The 13,431-nt window shown below is 69.5% G+C and carries 14 protein-coding genes; 6 read left to right on the plus strand and 8 right to left on the minus strand.

What is annotated here, in order from left to right; translation table 11 throughout:
- Window positions 1–2: 2 nt before the first annotated feature.
- The 3 genes from JOD67_RS32380 to JOD67_RS32390 form a co-directional block, all read right to left on the minus strand.
- Window positions 3–680 carry a TetR/AcrR family transcriptional regulator gene (locus JOD67_RS32380; protein WP_239556105.1) on the minus strand — a complete coding sequence of 226 codons (678 nt, stop codon included), beginning with the start codon at window positions 678–680 and terminating at the stop codon, window positions 3–5.
- Window positions 681–881: 201 nt separating this feature from the next.
- Window positions 882–1,742, minus strand: a complete 861-nt coding sequence (locus JOD67_RS32385) for a tetratricopeptide repeat protein (protein ID WP_205121494.1) — start codon at window positions 1,740–1,742, stop codon at window positions 882–884.
- Window positions 1,743–1,835: 93 nt separating this feature from the next.
- Window positions 1,836–2,255, minus strand: coding sequence for a VOC family protein (locus JOD67_RS32390; protein ID WP_205121495.1), 420 nt, complete (start codon window positions 2,253–2,255; stop codon window positions 1,836–1,838).
- Between the two features lie 117 nt (window positions 2,256–2,372).
- Here JOD67_RS32390 and JOD67_RS32395 point away from each other — a divergent pair, with 117 nt between their 5' ends.
- From JOD67_RS32395 to JOD67_RS32410, 4 genes are read left to right on the plus strand one after another with little or no spacing between them, the layout of a single operon-like run.
- Complete coding sequence (locus JOD67_RS32395; RefSeq protein WP_205121496.1) at window positions 2,373–2,858, plus strand: hypothetical protein; 486 nt, start codon at window positions 2,373–2,375, stop codon at window positions 2,856–2,858.
- A 9-nt stretch (window positions 2,859–2,867) separates the two neighbouring features.
- Entirely contained in the window at window positions 2,868–3,716 is an 849-nt protein-coding gene (locus JOD67_RS32400; protein ID WP_205121497.1) for a DUF4097 family beta strand repeat-containing protein, read from the plus strand.
- A gap of 10 nt (window positions 3,717–3,726) precedes the next feature.
- Window positions 3,727–4,491, plus strand: a complete 765-nt coding sequence (locus JOD67_RS32405; RefSeq protein WP_239554134.1) for an ABC transporter ATP-binding protein — start codon at window positions 3,727–3,729, stop codon at window positions 4,489–4,491.
- Window positions 4,488–5,339 (plus strand): ABC transporter permease, encoded by an 852-nt coding sequence (locus JOD67_RS32410; protein ID WP_205121499.1) that lies wholly within the window; start codon window positions 4,488–4,490, stop codon window positions 5,337–5,339. Before JOD67_RS32405 ends, JOD67_RS32410 begins: the two co-directional genes overlap by 4 nt.
- Before the next feature lie 64 nt (window positions 5,340–5,403).
- Here the strand turns inward: JOD67_RS32410 and JOD67_RS32415 are convergent, their stop codons facing one another.
- From JOD67_RS32415 to JOD67_RS32430, 4 genes are all read right to left on the minus strand, one after another.
- Window positions 5,404–5,793, minus strand: coding sequence for a rhodanese-like domain-containing protein (locus JOD67_RS32415; protein WP_205121500.1), 390 nt, complete (start codon window positions 5,791–5,793; stop codon window positions 5,404–5,406).
- Between the two features lie 115 nt (window positions 5,794–5,908).
- Window positions 5,909–6,286, minus strand: coding sequence for a VOC family protein (locus JOD67_RS32420; protein ID WP_205121501.1), 378 nt, complete (start codon window positions 6,284–6,286; stop codon window positions 5,909–5,911).
- A gap of 99 nt (window positions 6,287–6,385) precedes the next feature.
- Window positions 6,386–7,324: an anti-sigma factor RsbA family regulatory protein gene (locus JOD67_RS32425; protein WP_307782633.1), complete on the minus strand. Its 939-nt coding sequence runs from the start codon at window positions 7,322–7,324 to the stop codon at window positions 6,386–6,388.
- A gap of 66 nt (window positions 7,325–7,390) precedes the next feature.
- Window positions 7,391–7,885 (minus strand): DnaJ family domain-containing protein, encoded by a 495-nt coding sequence (locus JOD67_RS32430; RefSeq protein ID WP_205121503.1) that lies wholly within the window; start codon window positions 7,883–7,885, stop codon window positions 7,391–7,393.
- Between the two features lie 101 nt (window positions 7,886–7,986).
- Here JOD67_RS32430 and JOD67_RS32435 point away from each other — a divergent pair, with 101 nt between their 5' ends.
- On the plus strand, window positions 7,987–11,061 hold the full coding sequence (locus JOD67_RS32435; RefSeq protein ID WP_205121504.1) for an alpha-L-rhamnosidase: 3,075 nt from the start codon (window positions 7,987–7,989) through the stop codon (window positions 11,059–11,061).
- On the opposite strand, the gene JOD67_RS32440 is transcribed toward JOD67_RS32435, so the two are convergent.
- Entirely contained in the window at window positions 11,023–11,568 is a 546-nt protein-coding gene (locus JOD67_RS32440) for an AAA family ATPase (protein WP_307782634.1), read from the minus strand. The genes JOD67_RS32435 and JOD67_RS32440 overlap by 39 nt on opposite strands.
- A gap of 602 nt (window positions 11,569–12,170) precedes the next feature.
- Here JOD67_RS32440 and JOD67_RS32445 point away from each other — a divergent pair.
- A complete protein-coding gene (locus tag JOD67_RS32445) occupies window positions 12,171–13,424 on the plus strand; it encodes an HNH endonuclease signature motif containing protein (RefSeq protein WP_205121505.1) in 1,254 nt (417 codons plus the stop codon).
- Window positions 13,425–13,431 lie beyond the last annotated feature (7 nt).

The raw sequence follows: 13,431 nt of genomic DNA on the forward strand, positions 1-13,431 counted from the left end.
TGCTAAGGCTTGCTCGTCGTGGTGAGGCGTTCGAGCCACTCCTTGAGCAGCCCCGCCTCGGCGGGCGTGAACTTGTCGAGCTTGCTCGCGAGCAGGGTCGTCGCAGCGGCGGCCTGGGCGTTCTCCTTGCTGGCCGGCTCGACGTGATCGGTCAGGACGGTCGCGAACACCGCGTCGCGCACGGTGCGCGAGATCGAGCGGTCGGGATAGAGCTCGGGGCGGGTGATCAACGACAGCGAGACGCCGGTGTTGGCGGACATCACGAGCTGCGCGGCGGTCTCGGGCGGGACCTTGAGCCTGCCCTGCTCGGCGATACGGTGGAGGATGCCGAGCAGCAGCCGGTGCATCTCGTACGCCGCCTCCGGCGTCTTGCGGAGCGTCGGCGAGAACATCAGCCGGTAGGAGCTCGGGTGCGCGAGCGCGAACTCGGCGTGGTTGTCCCAGCCCGCCCGCAGATCGGCGACGGGGTCACCGGAGCTGGTCGCGCCGCGCTTCGACTCGAGGTACCGCTCGAAGCCGTGGTCGACGACGGCCGCGAGCAGCGCGTCCTTGTCGCCGAAGTGCCGGTACAGAACGGGCTGCTGCACACCCGCCGCCTCGCCGACCGCCCGGGTCGAGATGTCCCCGGTCGGCGACTCGGCCAGCAGCCTGGCGGCGGCCTCGATGATCGCTGATCTCATGTCCACGATATCAACGATAACACTTTCTGGATCGATGACAACACCGCCGCCAGATCACCGCTAACCCCCGCTGCGCGGTGATCATGTACGTGATCATGAAGGTAAACCGGGCGTATACGACGGCTCCGCTTCACGATCACGTACATGATCACGAGTCGAGGTCCACGACGCTCGAGAGCTACGCCGGAAGGATCGCCGACCTCAACGGCTGGTTCTTCTGGTGGGACTGAACGCCAGCTCGGCGAGGCGCCGCTCGCACGACCGCATAGTTGGATGGTCTGCCGCGACGTTGCCTCGCAGCAGGCCGAGGGCGCGGCGGAACGAGGTCACCGCCGCGTGCCCCTGCCCGAGAACCGCCTGGCAGCAGCCGAGGTTGTGCAGCGTGATCGCGAGGTCCGGGTCGTACGGACCGAGGTGCGCCTCCTTGAGCCGGACCGCGCGATCGAGGAGCCCGGCGGCCTCGGCGTGGTGACCGAGCCGGAACTCCAGTGAGCCGAGGTTGTGCAGCGTGACGCCGAGCTCGTAATGCTCGTCGCCGTACGCGCGTTCATACGCGACGAGCACCCGGGCCAGGAGCTCGCGGGCGTCGGTGAGCCGGCTGAGGTCGATCAGGATCGCGGCGAGGGCCGCCTCGTCGGCGGTCCGGTCGAGGTTGACGCCGGGACCTCTCAGCGCGATGCCCTCGCGCGCGATCGGCTCGGCCGCCGCGGAGTCGCCGCGGGCGTGCAGGACGCCGGCGATGTTGTGCAGCAGGCTCGCGCGGACGTCCGGTTGGTCCGCGCGAGCCAGCCGGAGCGCGCGGCGGTACGCGAGCTCCGAGCCGGTGAAGTCGCCGCTGTACTTGCCGACGAGCCCGAGCCCGTTGAGGATCCGTACGAGCTCGCGCGCATCGTCGCCGAGGTCGGTCTCGGCGATCCGGAGGGCGGCGACGAACACGCGCCGAGCCTGGCCGTACCGCCCAGACCGGAGCAGCTCCTCGCCGCGACCGCAGGCCGCTTCGACGGCTCGCACCGCCCTCCACTTCCGCGCCGTGACCGGCGCGGACCCCGCTCGCATCGACATGACGGCCCCTCTGGTCGGACGTGTCTCCGACCAGAGTCCCTGTCCACGCTGGACAAACGCTGGGCAGCCGCTGGGCGGTCAGCCAGCCCTCGGTCAGCCCTGCGGCCCGCGCGCCAGGATCTGCAGGTAGTGCGGGTTCGACATGATGCCGAGGACGTTGCCGAACGGGTCGACGACCGAGGCGGTGATGAAGTCGCCGGCCGCGCCGCGCGGAGTGATCTTGTCGTGCAGCGTGGCGCCGAGCTCGATCAGCCGGTCGAGCGTGGCCTGCAGGTCGTCGACGTGCCAGTAGACGATCTCGCCGGCGGCCTGCTCGGTCGCGGGGTGCACGCGGTACTTGCCGTCGATGATGCCGAGCTCGTGCTCGTAGTCGCCGATCCGGAACTCGACGTACGCGGGGCTCTCCGGCGGGTACGCGTAGTACGCGTCGACGCCGAGGAACTCCGAGTACCACTGCTTGGCGGCGGTCAGGTCGTCGGCGTAGAAGCTGACGGTGGTGAGTCCTCGCAACATTTCGGTTCCTCTCTCGGTGGGTGAGACCAGTCTTCCGGTCAAAGTGCTCACCAACTGATCACTTTGAGATGGAAGTTTCGGGTTGCCTATGACGCCATCTGGCGCCAGAATGGCGCCATGGAGTTGGAATCGTATGTAGCGAGCCTGCGCCGCGAGCTCATGGTGAACGCCGCGGTAGGTGGCGCCGAGGCCGAGGCGATCGCCGAACGGCTGGTCGCGCCGCTGGAGTCCTCGGTGAGACTGGTGCTGTTGAAGGCGTTGTCGAGCGCTGCCCAGGAGATCAGCCGGGACCTCCCGGCCGGCTCGGTCGAGCTGCGGCTCAGTGGCCTCGACCCGAGCTTCGTCGTCACCTCCTCCCCCGTTCCGCCGGCCGACGAGGAGTACGTGGCGCCAACGACGGCGGACGATGGCGCCACCGCCCGGATCAACTTCCGGCCTCCGGAGCAGCTCAAGAGCCGGATCGAGGAGGCCGCGGGCCGCGAGGGCATGTCGGTCAACGCGTGGCTCGTCCGTTCCGTCTCCGCGACGTTGAACCGGGAGAGCCGCCGACCGATCCGCCGCGCTCCCCGCGGCGGCGACCACCAGTCCGGCTGGGCCCGGTAGGAGGCGACGATGACCACGTTCGACACCCCGGACCCGATCTCCGTCCAGCTCGACTTCGGCGCCTCGGTCGCCAACGTACGACTGGTCGCCACCGACCGCGCCGACACAATCGTCGAGGTGACGCCGTCCGACCCGAGCCGCTCGCTCGACGTCAAGGCGGCGGCGAAGACGGAGATCACGCTCACCGGCCGCAACCTGCTGGTCCTCGGTTCGAGGCAGGCCAACTGGTTCGGCACCGACGGCTCGGTCGACCTGACCATCGAGCTCCCGAACGACTCCAAGGTCGTCGCGGACTCCGCGCACGGCGGCTTCCACACCGAGGGCCGGCTCGGCGAATGCCGGTTCACCACCTACTACGGCAACCTCGATCTCGATCACACCGGCCCGCTCCAGGCGCGTACCGGCGGCGGCAAGCTGACTGTCGACCACGTCGACGGCGACGCCGAGGTCACGTCGTCGATCGGCACTGTCCGGGTGGGCTTCGTCGACGGCGACGCCAGGGTCCAGAGCGACCACGGCACCGCGACGGTCGCCGAGGTCACCGGCGCGCTGCGCGTGACCGCGTCGGGCGAGATCACGGTCGACCGTGCCCAGGCGGACGTCGTCGCGAAGTCGAACCTCGGCGACATCCGGATCGGCGAGGTGAGCAGCGGCTCGATCACGATGGAGACCGCCGACGGCGAGCTCGAGGTCGGCGTCAGCGACGGTGTCGCAGTCTGGTTCGACGCCGCCACGAACGTCGGCACTGTCAACAACGCCTTGACGGTGATGGACGGACCGGAAGAGTCCGAGGCCACCGTCGAGATCCGCGCACGGACGCACCGCGGCGACATCCTGATCCGCCGCGTCGATGTCTGAGGGGACGACGATGAACGCTGTGATCGACGTCGAGGGGCTGCGCATGCGGTACGGCTCGTACGACGTTCTGCACGACGTGACTTTCCAAGTACAGAAGGGCGAAGTCCTCGCCTTGCTCGGGCCGAACGGTGCCGGAAAGAGCACGACGATCGAGATCCTCGAGGGCTTCCGGATGCGCTCGGCGGGCCGCGTCGAGGTGCTCGGCGTCGATCCCGCGCACGGGGACGAGGCCTGGCGAGCCCGGCTCGGGATCGTGCTGCAGTCGTGGCGCGACCACGGCAAGTGGCGCGTCCGCGAGCTGCTGGCACACCTGGGCTCGTTCTACACCGCGTACTCCTCCGACACCGTACGCCGGCCGTGGGATCCGGACGAGCTGGTCGCCGCGGTGGGGCTGACCAGGCAAGCAGGGCAGAAGATCATGCGGCTGTCCGGCGGTCAGCGACGGCGACTGGACGTCGCGATCGGCATCGTCGGGCGTCCGGACCTGCTGTTCCTCGACGAGCCGACGGCGGGCTTCGACCCGGAGGCTCGGTACGACTTCCACGAGCTCGTCCGTGAGCTCGCGACGATCCAGGCGACCACGATCCTGCTCACCACGCACGATCTGGACGAAGCGGAGAAGCTCGCCGACCGGATCATGATCCTGAAGGGCGGCCGCATCATGGCGAACGGCACCGTCGACGAGCTCACCCGCCAGGTTGCCGCGGACGGCGAGCGGCGGACGCTCGAGGAGACCTACCTGTCCTGGGTTCGCGCGGCGGAGGTCGCGTCATGAGCGCGACGACCGCGGCGTACCGCGCCGGCTGGCACCGCGGCCTGGTCGAGTTCCGGCAGTCCCTGACCAGCCCGGGCGACCTGTTCTCGACTTTGTTCTGGCCGCTGCTCATGGTGGTCGTGCTGATCTTCGTACGCGACAGCGAGTTCGGCTCCAGTGGGCTGCTCCTCGGCACGCTGTTCCTGCCCAGCGTGATCGGCATGAACATCGCGGCGAACGGCATGCTCACGACCGCGGGGCTGCTCGCGATCGAACGCGAGGACGGCACGCTGCTCCGCGCCAAGGCGACGCCGAACGGCATGCAGGGCTACGTTGTCGGGAAGATCGTCACGGTCGCGGGGACGACCCTGATCGCGCTCCTCGTCGTGCTGATCCCGGGCGTCTTCCTCGTCGACGGGCTCGCGATCGGGAGCGTCGGCGCGTGGGTGGGGCTGGCCGGGATCGTCGCGCTCGGCATCGTCGCCACGCTGCCGATCGGTCTCGTGATCGGCTCGCTGTTCGACAACCCGCGCAACGCCGGGCTCGCCAATCTGCTGATGCTGGGCGTCATCGGGATCTCCGGCATCTTCTATCCGCTGACCGCGCTGCCGACGTTAGTGCAGTGGATCGCGCAGGTGTTCCCGGTCTACTGGCTCGGCCTCGGCGCCCGTTCGGTGCTGCTGCCGGACAGCGCGGCCGCGGTGGAGCTCGGCTCGTCGTGGCGGACGCTGGAAACCGTTGGGGTGTTGGGAATCTGGGCGATCGCCGGCCTCGTTCTCGCGCCGATCGTGCTGCGCAGGATGGCGCGCCGCGAGTCCGGCTCAGCGCTCGCCAAGCGCCGCGAGCAGATGCTGCAGCGGACGCGGTGAACGTACGAGGACCCCGGCCGGGTCGCACCGGCTGGGGTCCTCGTCCCCCTGACGCCTCTGGAGGTCAGGACACCTGACGGGTAACCGGGCGGCCCTGTTCGATCCAGGCCTTCAGCCCGCCGTCGAGGTGCGCCACGTCGCTGTACCCGAGGTTCTGCAACGCCGCCGTGGCGAGCGCCGAGCGGCCGCCGGAGGCGCAGTACACGACGGTCGGAGCCGCGGGGCTGAGCTCCGCACGGTGGTACGGGCTCTCCGGGTCGGCGTAGAACTCGAGCATCCCCCGCGGCGCGAGCACCGCGCCGGGGATGTGCCCGTCGCGAGCCACTTCGTCGGGCTCGCGAATGTCGACGAGTGTCATCGGGGCGCCCTCCAACTGCCGCGCCACCTCGTCGACGTTCAGGTTGCGAATCTGGCCTTTGGCCTCGGTCACCAGCTGCTTCACGGTCTTCGCCATTGGTCTCTTCCTTCCGAAAGTTCGTCTCTCCGCTTGGCAGCCATTCGACCGCGACCAGCTTCGGGGAACATCCGTGCTGAGTACGGAAGTCGGCCCCGTAGTCCGACCGCGATCGTCAGTGGTCGGTCACCTCGACGATCACGAGCGTGTTGCCGTCGACGTCGCGGAAGGTGAACATCGGCGGGACGAAGTCGCCCATCCGCAGGACCTCGGCATCGACATCGACGCCGGCCGCGAGCAGGTGGGCGTGGTCGCTGTCGGCGCTCGAGGTGGTGAGGCGGATGCCGGTGTCGACGCCCGCGCGGGCGGGGTCGGCGAGGAGGGCGATCGAGGTCAACGCGCCCGGTGCGGCGACCTCGAGCCAGCGGCCGTCGCCGAACGCGCCGTCCAGTCGGACCTCGAAGCCGAGCGTGTTCCGGTAGAACTCGAGTGCCTTGTCCTGGTCGCGGACGGGGATCGCGATGGTGCGAAGGTCGTTGATCTGCGTGCTCATGTCGATGCCCTTCGGGTTCGCCGCCCCGTTCCAAGGGCAGCTCTCACCCCGGACGTAGAGACCGGCTCGACGTTCTCGACATCCGCGCGCGGAGTTCTTTCAAGATCTTTTGGTCGGCAGGTGGAAGTGCAGCCGGACCGTCGTCCCGGCGGGACCGGGATGCAGCTGAACGAGGTCGCTCAGCTGGTTCGCCATCAGCAACCCGCGCCCTCCGAGGGCGTCCGCGCCGGGGATCTGCCGGCCGGCGAGCAGGTCGGTCATCGTGCCGTGGTCGCGGATCTCGCAGACCAGGCTGCCGTCGGCCTGCCAGGTCCGCAGGATGCCGAAGCCACCGGCGTACGCGAGCGTGTTGCCCGCGATCTCGTTCACCGCGATCAGCAGGTCGTCGATCCTCGTCTGCGGCAGGCCCGCGTTCTTCGCCTGCTCGCGGACGAACCTTCGGACAGCGCCGAGCTCACCGACGCCGAAGTCGCGCTCGACCAGGTTCGCCGGCGCGGGCGGGAGGTTCGCGGTGGCCGTGACGGCGACGCGGGCCGGGTCGTCGTAAGCGGTGCTTGGCCGGCCGGATTTGCCGTGGAACATGACGGGATGGGTGCGTTCGGCGTCGTTCTTGACCAATTTGGCGAGTTGGGTGGTGTCGTACGGGCACCGGATGGTGACGTGGTGGCCGGCGAACGCGAGGTTGATCAGCGCCTCGTGCTGGACGGCGGCGGAGTACTCCGACGCGGGTCGGCCCGGCCAGATCGGCTCGCCGAGGACGCGGGCGCCGCGCGTCTCCTGCTCGGCGAGGAATGGATGCAGGACGGTCGGAATGATCCGGCCGGGGTTGCCGCCGATCTGTCCCATGTCCAGGTAGCGGACGTCGCCCTCGTCGCCGACCTGCTCGCGAAGCAGCCCCAGTCTCGGCTCGGGAAGGGCCACGAGAACGGCTTCGCCAGCCCTCATACCAGCGCGAACGAACTCCACCGTGCCGGCCAGAAACTCGCTCACGTCTCCGTACAGCAAAGCCTCGTGAATGAAGGTCGATCGTGCCCCCACCGGGGCATTATCGCCAGATCGGAGGGTGCTTGGCCGATCACCACACCGGATATCCCGCCAGGTGGGCTATCCGTTGGGCTCGGCCCCACCCAGAAGTCGGTGCCACCAACGCTTTCGGACCGCTACTTTCGGAGCGGCTGTGGTCGGTTCGGCGGGGGTCGCACGGTCCTCGCGCCACTGCTCGACGACCTTCTCGATGTCGACCGGGACCACATGGACCGGAGGTCCGCCGATCGGGAACCGGATCCAGTCGCGGATGCGGTCGTTCAGCTCCGTGACGACCTCGCGGACCGAACGTTCGGCGTGCAGCTTCGCCACCCGCCCGCGCAGATCCTCGAGCTCCTTGCGCAGCTTCAACGGCGTCGGTAACAGCTCGTCGGCGGGCACACCCTCCGCCTTGAGCTTGCGCTGGACGAACAGCTCGTCGTACGGCCGCTCCAGATCCTGGATCGGCTTGCCAGCGCCGGGCAGGTTGTCGAACCCGCCGTTGTCCATGGACTCGCGGATCTGCTTGTCCACCCAGTTCTCGAACGAGACGCCGGGCGGCTTGCGCTCGGTCATGCAGCCATCTTCTACGACACTCGACGTACGTCCTAGGAGGTAGCTCACAAGCCGCTTCTCGCTGTACGTACCGGGCTCCCCGGATCGGCAGGCTGCAGGGCATGACTGAGGTGACTCGCCGAGGTGTCCTCGGCGCCGTAGCGGGCGCGGCCGCGTTGTCCGGGCTGCCCGCGACCACGGCACAAGCGAGCGTCGACCGGCTCCGACCCGTCCGACTGACCACGGAGCACCTGACCAACCCCCTCGGCATCGACGCTCCGATGCCGTCGTTCGGCTGGCAGCTCCGGGCGAACGGCACGGACCGGGCGCAGAGCGCGTACCGGATCCGGGTGGCGAGCTCGCCACGACTTCTGGCCCGGCCGGACCTGTGGGACTCGGGCCGAGTGTCGTCCCCGGGCCAGACGGGAGTCGCGTACGGCGGGCGCGCACTGCGACCAAAGTCGCGGTACTACTGGTCCGTTTCGGTCTGGGACGAGTCCGGACGTAGCGGGTCGGACAGCCAGCCAGCCTGGTTCGAGACCGGCCTTCCCGCTGATGCGTGGGGCGCGTCGTGGATCGGCACCGGCATCGTCCTGCCCAAGCCGCTGCGGGTGCTGCCGCCGCGCCAGTACTCCCCCACTCCGCTCGAGCCGGGCCACACGCTCGGCCAGACGTTCGTGTCGGAGGGGCCGCTCGACGCGCTGTCGGTGTTCCTCGACGTGGTCGGGACGGCGGGCTGCACGATGACACTGCGCCGCACCGATCCCTCCGGCGCCGTCGTGGCGCGCGCGGTGCTGTCCGGGCTGACGCCGGACAACTACGGGAACGCGATCGGCCGGCTCGCGTTCTCACCCGAGCTCGCGCCGGGCACGTACTACCTGGAGCTGTCCGACGCACAAGGGTCGGTGGCGTGGCAGGGGCTGGCCGAGGATCTGTATCCGGACGGCGTGGCGTACGTCGATGGCGCCGAGCGGCCGGGCGAGGACCGGTGGGTGTTCGGACTGCCGCCGGACCCGCCGGCGGATCCCGTTCTCCGCAAGGAGTTCGCGCTGCCCGCGCGCGTCGAGTCGGCGCGGCTGTACGTCGTGGGGCTGGGGCACGCGGTGGCGTACGTCAACGGCGAGCGCGTGGGCGACGCAGTGCTCGAGCCCGGTGCGACGAACTTCGACCAGCGGGTGCTCTACCGGACGCACGACGTGACCTCGCTGCTGCGGCGCGGCGCGAACGCGATCGGCGTCGAGCTGGGCCGCGGCTTCTTCTCGACGCGGGCTCCGGACAGCGACGGCGCGAACCTGGCGGCCTGGATCGCGGAGCCGCAACTGCTTGCCCGCTTGGAGATTCTCCTGTCCGACGGCCGTCGCGTGGTCGTGGGTACGGGTCCCGACTGGTCGGTGGCCGACGGCCCGACGACGTACGACGGCCCGTACACCGGCGAGTCGTACGACGCGCGCCGCGCCGCCGCATTGTCGGGTTGGACGCGCGCTGGCTACGACGCCGCCTCGTGGCGGCGGGCCGCCGTCGTCCCCGCGCCGGCCGGGCGGCTGGTGGCGTACGCCGGGGAGCCGATGCGCCGTCAGCCTTCGGTATCGCCGGTACGGGTGACTTCCCCGGCTGAGGGCGTGCGGCTGTACGACTTCGGGCGCGTGCTCGCCGGGTGGGTGCGGCTGTGTGGGCGCCTCCCCGCCGGCGCGAAGATACGGCTGCTCTCCGGGGAGAAGCTCGGCCCGGACGGGCGGGTGTACCTCGGCATCGCCGGCGGGAACGACAACCCGTCCGTCAACGGCCGCTTGCAGGTGGACGAGTACGTCGCCTCCGGTGCTGGTCGCGAGACGTGGGAGCCGTCGTTCACCTACAAGAGCTTCCAGTACGTCGAGGTGACCGGTGTCTCGGAACCGCTCGACCTGGTTGCCGTTCCGGTGCGCAGCGACGTGCCCGTGACGATGAAGCTGTCGGTGGAGCACCGCGAGCTGCAGTGGATCGCGGACGCGTTCCTGCAGACGGCGAAGAACAGCATCCACGGTTTCCCCGACGCGTCACCGTTCTCGAAGGTGGGCTGGCTCGGGACGGTGACGAACCAGGGTCCGCCGCTGCTGTACCAGTTCGGGATGGCGAGCGTGTTCGCGCGCTGGCTCGACGACATCGCCGCGACGCAGTCGCCGAGCGGTGCGCTGCCGCTCGTCGCGCCGCTCGGTGGGCCGCCGGCGGAGTTCCTGCTGTCGCCTGGATACGTCAGCGTGTACGCGGATCTGGTGTGGCGGTACTGGCTGACGTACGGCGACCGTTCGGTCGTGGCTCGGCACTTCGACGGCGTGAAGCGGTCGGTGGACTGGATGCTGTCGCAGCTGCGGGACGGGTTGGCCGACGACACGTTCGGCGACTGGTACCCGCCGAACCCGCAGTCGTACCCGCGCGGACCCGAGGGCGGGAAGCTCGTGGGCACGGCGTACGTGATCAAGTCGGTCCGGAACACCGCCGCGCTGGCCTCGGTGCTGGGCAGGGACTCGGTGGCCTCGTCGTTGCGGGCACGGGAGCGTGCGTTGGTGGCTCGGTTCAACTCAGCGTTCCTGAAGTCGTCAGGTGTCTACGAGACCGAGGTGCCGACGGCGTACCGGCAAACCAGCAACGCGGTGCCGTTGGCTCTGGGCCTGGTGCCTTCGGGGTCGGTCGCTCGCGTTGCCGCCGGGCTGGCGGCCGACGTGGAGTCGAAGCAACGCCACCTTGACACCGGCTCGATGGGCACGGGCGCATTGCCGTACGCGCTGTCGGACTTCGGGCGGCCGGACCTGGCGGTGGCGGTGCTCGGGCAGAAGACGTACCCGGGGTACGGGTATCTGCGGTCGCTCGGCGCGACGACATTCTGGGAGCGCTGGGAGGCGATCGCGCGGGCGCGGCAGGACCCGACGTTGAGCGGACCGGTGAAGTGGCTGGTGGAGCGCGCCGCTGGCGTGGAACCGTTGGCCGCTGGCTGGGCTCGGTTCCGGGTCGCTCCCGCGGTGACCGCTTCGCTGCCGTCGGGCTCGGTCGTGCTGTCGACAGTGCGCGGCCGGGTAGCCGTGTCGTGGCGGCGGCGCGGCTCCTCGTTCACGCTGTCGGTCGAGGTGCCGGTCAACGCGGTGGCCTCGGTGGTGCTGCCGGACGGGCGGACGCGCGAGCTGGGCTCAGGCCGGCATCGGCTCCGGGCCCGGCTCGAGCGGTAGGCCGGTGTCGGCGAGAATCCGCTTGACGGTGGCGTCCAGCTCGCTGTGCTGGTCGATGACCTGCTCCCGGTCGCCCGGGAGCAGGTCGCGGTCCCGGTACCACTCGGCCATCACGTCCGGCCCGTACACGGCCGCCTCTGGCTTGGTGGCGTGCCGGCGGACGGTCTCGTCGAACGGGACGTCGAAGTAGTAGAAGAACGATGGCCCTCTGTTGGCGGCGGCGAGCCGATCGAGCATCTCCGCGTACCTGGCCGCGTCCAGGATGCCCTCGACCACGACGTGATAGCCGCGGTCGAGGGCGAACCGCGCGGTGTGCTCGATCAGCTCGATGTTGATGCCGCCAGGGACGTCCCGCTCGCGCAGGATCGTCCGGCGGAGCACGTCCTGGCCGACCCACGCCATCGAGCGCTCGCAGGCCATCCGCAGCGCGTGGGCGACCGAGCTCTTCCCGGACGCGGACGGGCCGCGGAGGACGACGAGCCGCGTTCTTGGGCTGCCGATCTTCACCCCGCGAGCCTAGGGGCGGCCACCGACGTGGCGGGGGCTCGGGTGCTGCTGTTGCTGTTGCTTTGCCCTGCTGTGCTTGGTCGGGCTCGCTGGTCGGGCTGTGGCGGCGGTCGATTGTGGTGGCCGGTTGGCCACCTTGCGCACCTCGCGACCACTACTTCACCCCCGCGCCCGCAAGTCCTAGCCCGCTACTCCCATCCTCTTCACCTCCGCCTCTTTGGGGGCGTGCTGGTCTTCTGCTCTTGTTGTTGCTTTGCCCTGCTGTGCTTGGGCAAGTAGCTGGGCGGGCTGTGGCGGCGGTCGAGTGTGGTGGCCGGTCCGGGGCGCGTCAAGGGCGCCTCTCTGGGGCGCTTCGCGGAGGAGAGAGGCGTCGCTTCGCGACCGCTTTGCGGCCCTTGACTCGCCCCGGCCCGGCCACCAGTTTGATACGCGCCGCCCCTGCCCCGGGAACAGTGTCCCGGGCAAGGCCTGCCTGCGCCTTGGGTCTGTGGCCGTGTTGCGGCTTCTTGTGGAGCCCTCGGCTTCTTGTGGTGGCGGATGATGTCGGGAGGTTTCCCTTGCTGGGTTGGGCATTAGCCTGACTCGGCTGGTAGAATTCTGCTATGGAATCGACCACCCGCTCGAACACCACCGGCACCGCCGATGGTGTCTCGGCGTGGTCGATGTCCGATGACCAACTCACCACCGCACTCCTCGACAACGCCACCCAGCTGAACCGGCTCGAGGGCCGCCAGCTCGAACTGATCCGCGAGGCCGACGCCCGCAACCTCGCCGTCACCGCTGGTGCGGCGAACACCGCGCAGTGGGTCGCCGGTCGGCTTCGGGTCCCGACTGCGGAGGCCGGGGCGATGGTGAAACTGGCCTCTCATCTCGACGCGGAGTTGCCGGCCACCGCGCAAGCGTTGGCTAGCGGCGAGATTTCTGTTCCGCACGCACGAGTGATCTCCCGGGTCGTGACGATGCTGCCCTCCCACATCGCCACCCCGGAACTCCGCTCCGAGGTGGAGGCGACCCTGCTGAAGAACGCCGCCATCTTCGACCCGAAGGTCTTGTCGAAGGTCGGGAACAGGCTCTTGGAGACCGTCGCGCCGGATCTTGCTGACCAGGTCCTGGAGTTGAAGCTCAAACAAGAAGAGGCCAGCGCCGAACGGGACCGGTTCCTCCGCATGTCCTTCGACGCCACGTCAGGGACGTGGCGGGTCACCGCCCGGCTCCCCAAACTCGTCGGGGAACGCCTCAAGCTGGTTCTCGACCCGCTGGCCGCGCCGCAGCCCGGACCCGACGGCCGCGACACCCGCCTCCCCGAACAACGCAACGTCGACGCAATGGACGAGGCCTGCCGCCGACTCCTCGCCGAGCGGCTCGTCCCCTCCCATGGCGGGAACCCCACCCAACTGGTCGTCACCCTCACCAACACCGGTGGACGGACCCTGCACACCGGGATCGAACTGTCCCGCAAACTCGTCGACCAACTCATGTGCGAAGCGGACCGGGCATTCTTGGTCAAGCCCGAGGACCAGCCCGGCCGCGTCACACTGCTGACCGACACCCAACAGCGACTCTTCCAAGGCAAACTCCGCCGCATCCTCGAACTCCGCGACGGCGGCTGCGCGTTCCCCGGCTGCGACCGCCCACCAGGCTGGTGCCACGCCCACCACCTCACCCCGTGGAGCCAGGGCGGACCCACCACCCGCGACAACGGAGTCCTACTCTGCGGCTACCACCACCGCCTCATCCACCAAGGCGCCTGGCAAGTCCGCATCGCACGAGACGGATTACCCGAGTTCTTACCCCCCGACTGGATCGACCCCCACCAACAACCACTCCGCAACCACCGCCTCACCCCAGCCGCCTAGAGCAGCG

The sequence above is a fragment of the Tenggerimyces flavus genome (assembly GCF_016907715.1).
GTDB lineage: Bacteria > Actinomycetota > Actinomycetes > Propionibacteriales > Actinopolymorphaceae > Tenggerimyces > Tenggerimyces flavus.

Excerpts from the sequence above, each read along its gene's own strand:
- JOD67_RS32395 (WP_205121496.1), top strand. The coding sequence starts at position 2,373 with ATGGAGTTGGAATCGTATGTAGCGAGCCTGCGCCGCGAGCTCATGGTG.
- JOD67_RS32380 (WP_239556105.1), bottom strand. The coding sequence starts at position 680 with ATGAGATCAGCGATCATCGAGGCCGCCGCCAGGCTGCTGGCCGAGTCG.
- JOD67_RS32420 (WP_205121501.1), bottom strand. The coding sequence starts at position 6,286 with ATGAGCACGCAGATCAACGACCTTCGCACCATCGCGATCCCCGTCCGC.
- JOD67_RS32390 (WP_205121495.1), bottom strand. The coding sequence starts at position 2,255 with ATGTTGCGAGGACTCACCACCGTCAGCTTCTACGCCGACGACCTGACC.
- JOD67_RS32445 (WP_205121505.1), top strand. The coding sequence starts at position 12,171 with ATGGAATCGACCACCCGCTCGAACACCACCGGCACCGCCGATGGTGTC.
- JOD67_RS32410 (WP_205121499.1), top strand. The coding sequence starts at position 4,488 with ATGAGCGCGACGACCGCGGCGTACCGCGCCGGCTGGCACCGCGGCCTG.
- JOD67_RS32415 (WP_205121500.1), bottom strand. The coding sequence starts at position 5,793 with ATGGCGAAGACCGTGAAGCAGCTGGTGACCGAGGCCAAAGGCCAGATT.
- JOD67_RS32430 (WP_205121503.1), bottom strand. The coding sequence starts at position 7,885 with ATGACCGAGCGCAAGCCGCCCGGCGTCTCGTTCGAGAACTGGGTGGAC.
- JOD67_RS32405 (WP_239554134.1), top strand. The coding sequence starts at position 3,727 with ATGAACGCTGTGATCGACGTCGAGGGGCTGCGCATGCGGTACGGCTCG.
- JOD67_RS32400 (WP_205121497.1), top strand. The coding sequence starts at position 2,868 with ATGACCACGTTCGACACCCCGGACCCGATCTCCGTCCAGCTCGACTTC.
- JOD67_RS32435 (WP_205121504.1), top strand. The coding sequence starts at position 7,987 with ATGACTGAGGTGACTCGCCGAGGTGTCCTCGGCGCCGTAGCGGGCGCG.
- JOD67_RS32385 (WP_205121494.1), bottom strand. The coding sequence starts at position 1,742 with ATGTCGATGCGAGCGGGGTCCGCGCCGGTCACGGCGCGGAAGTGGAGG.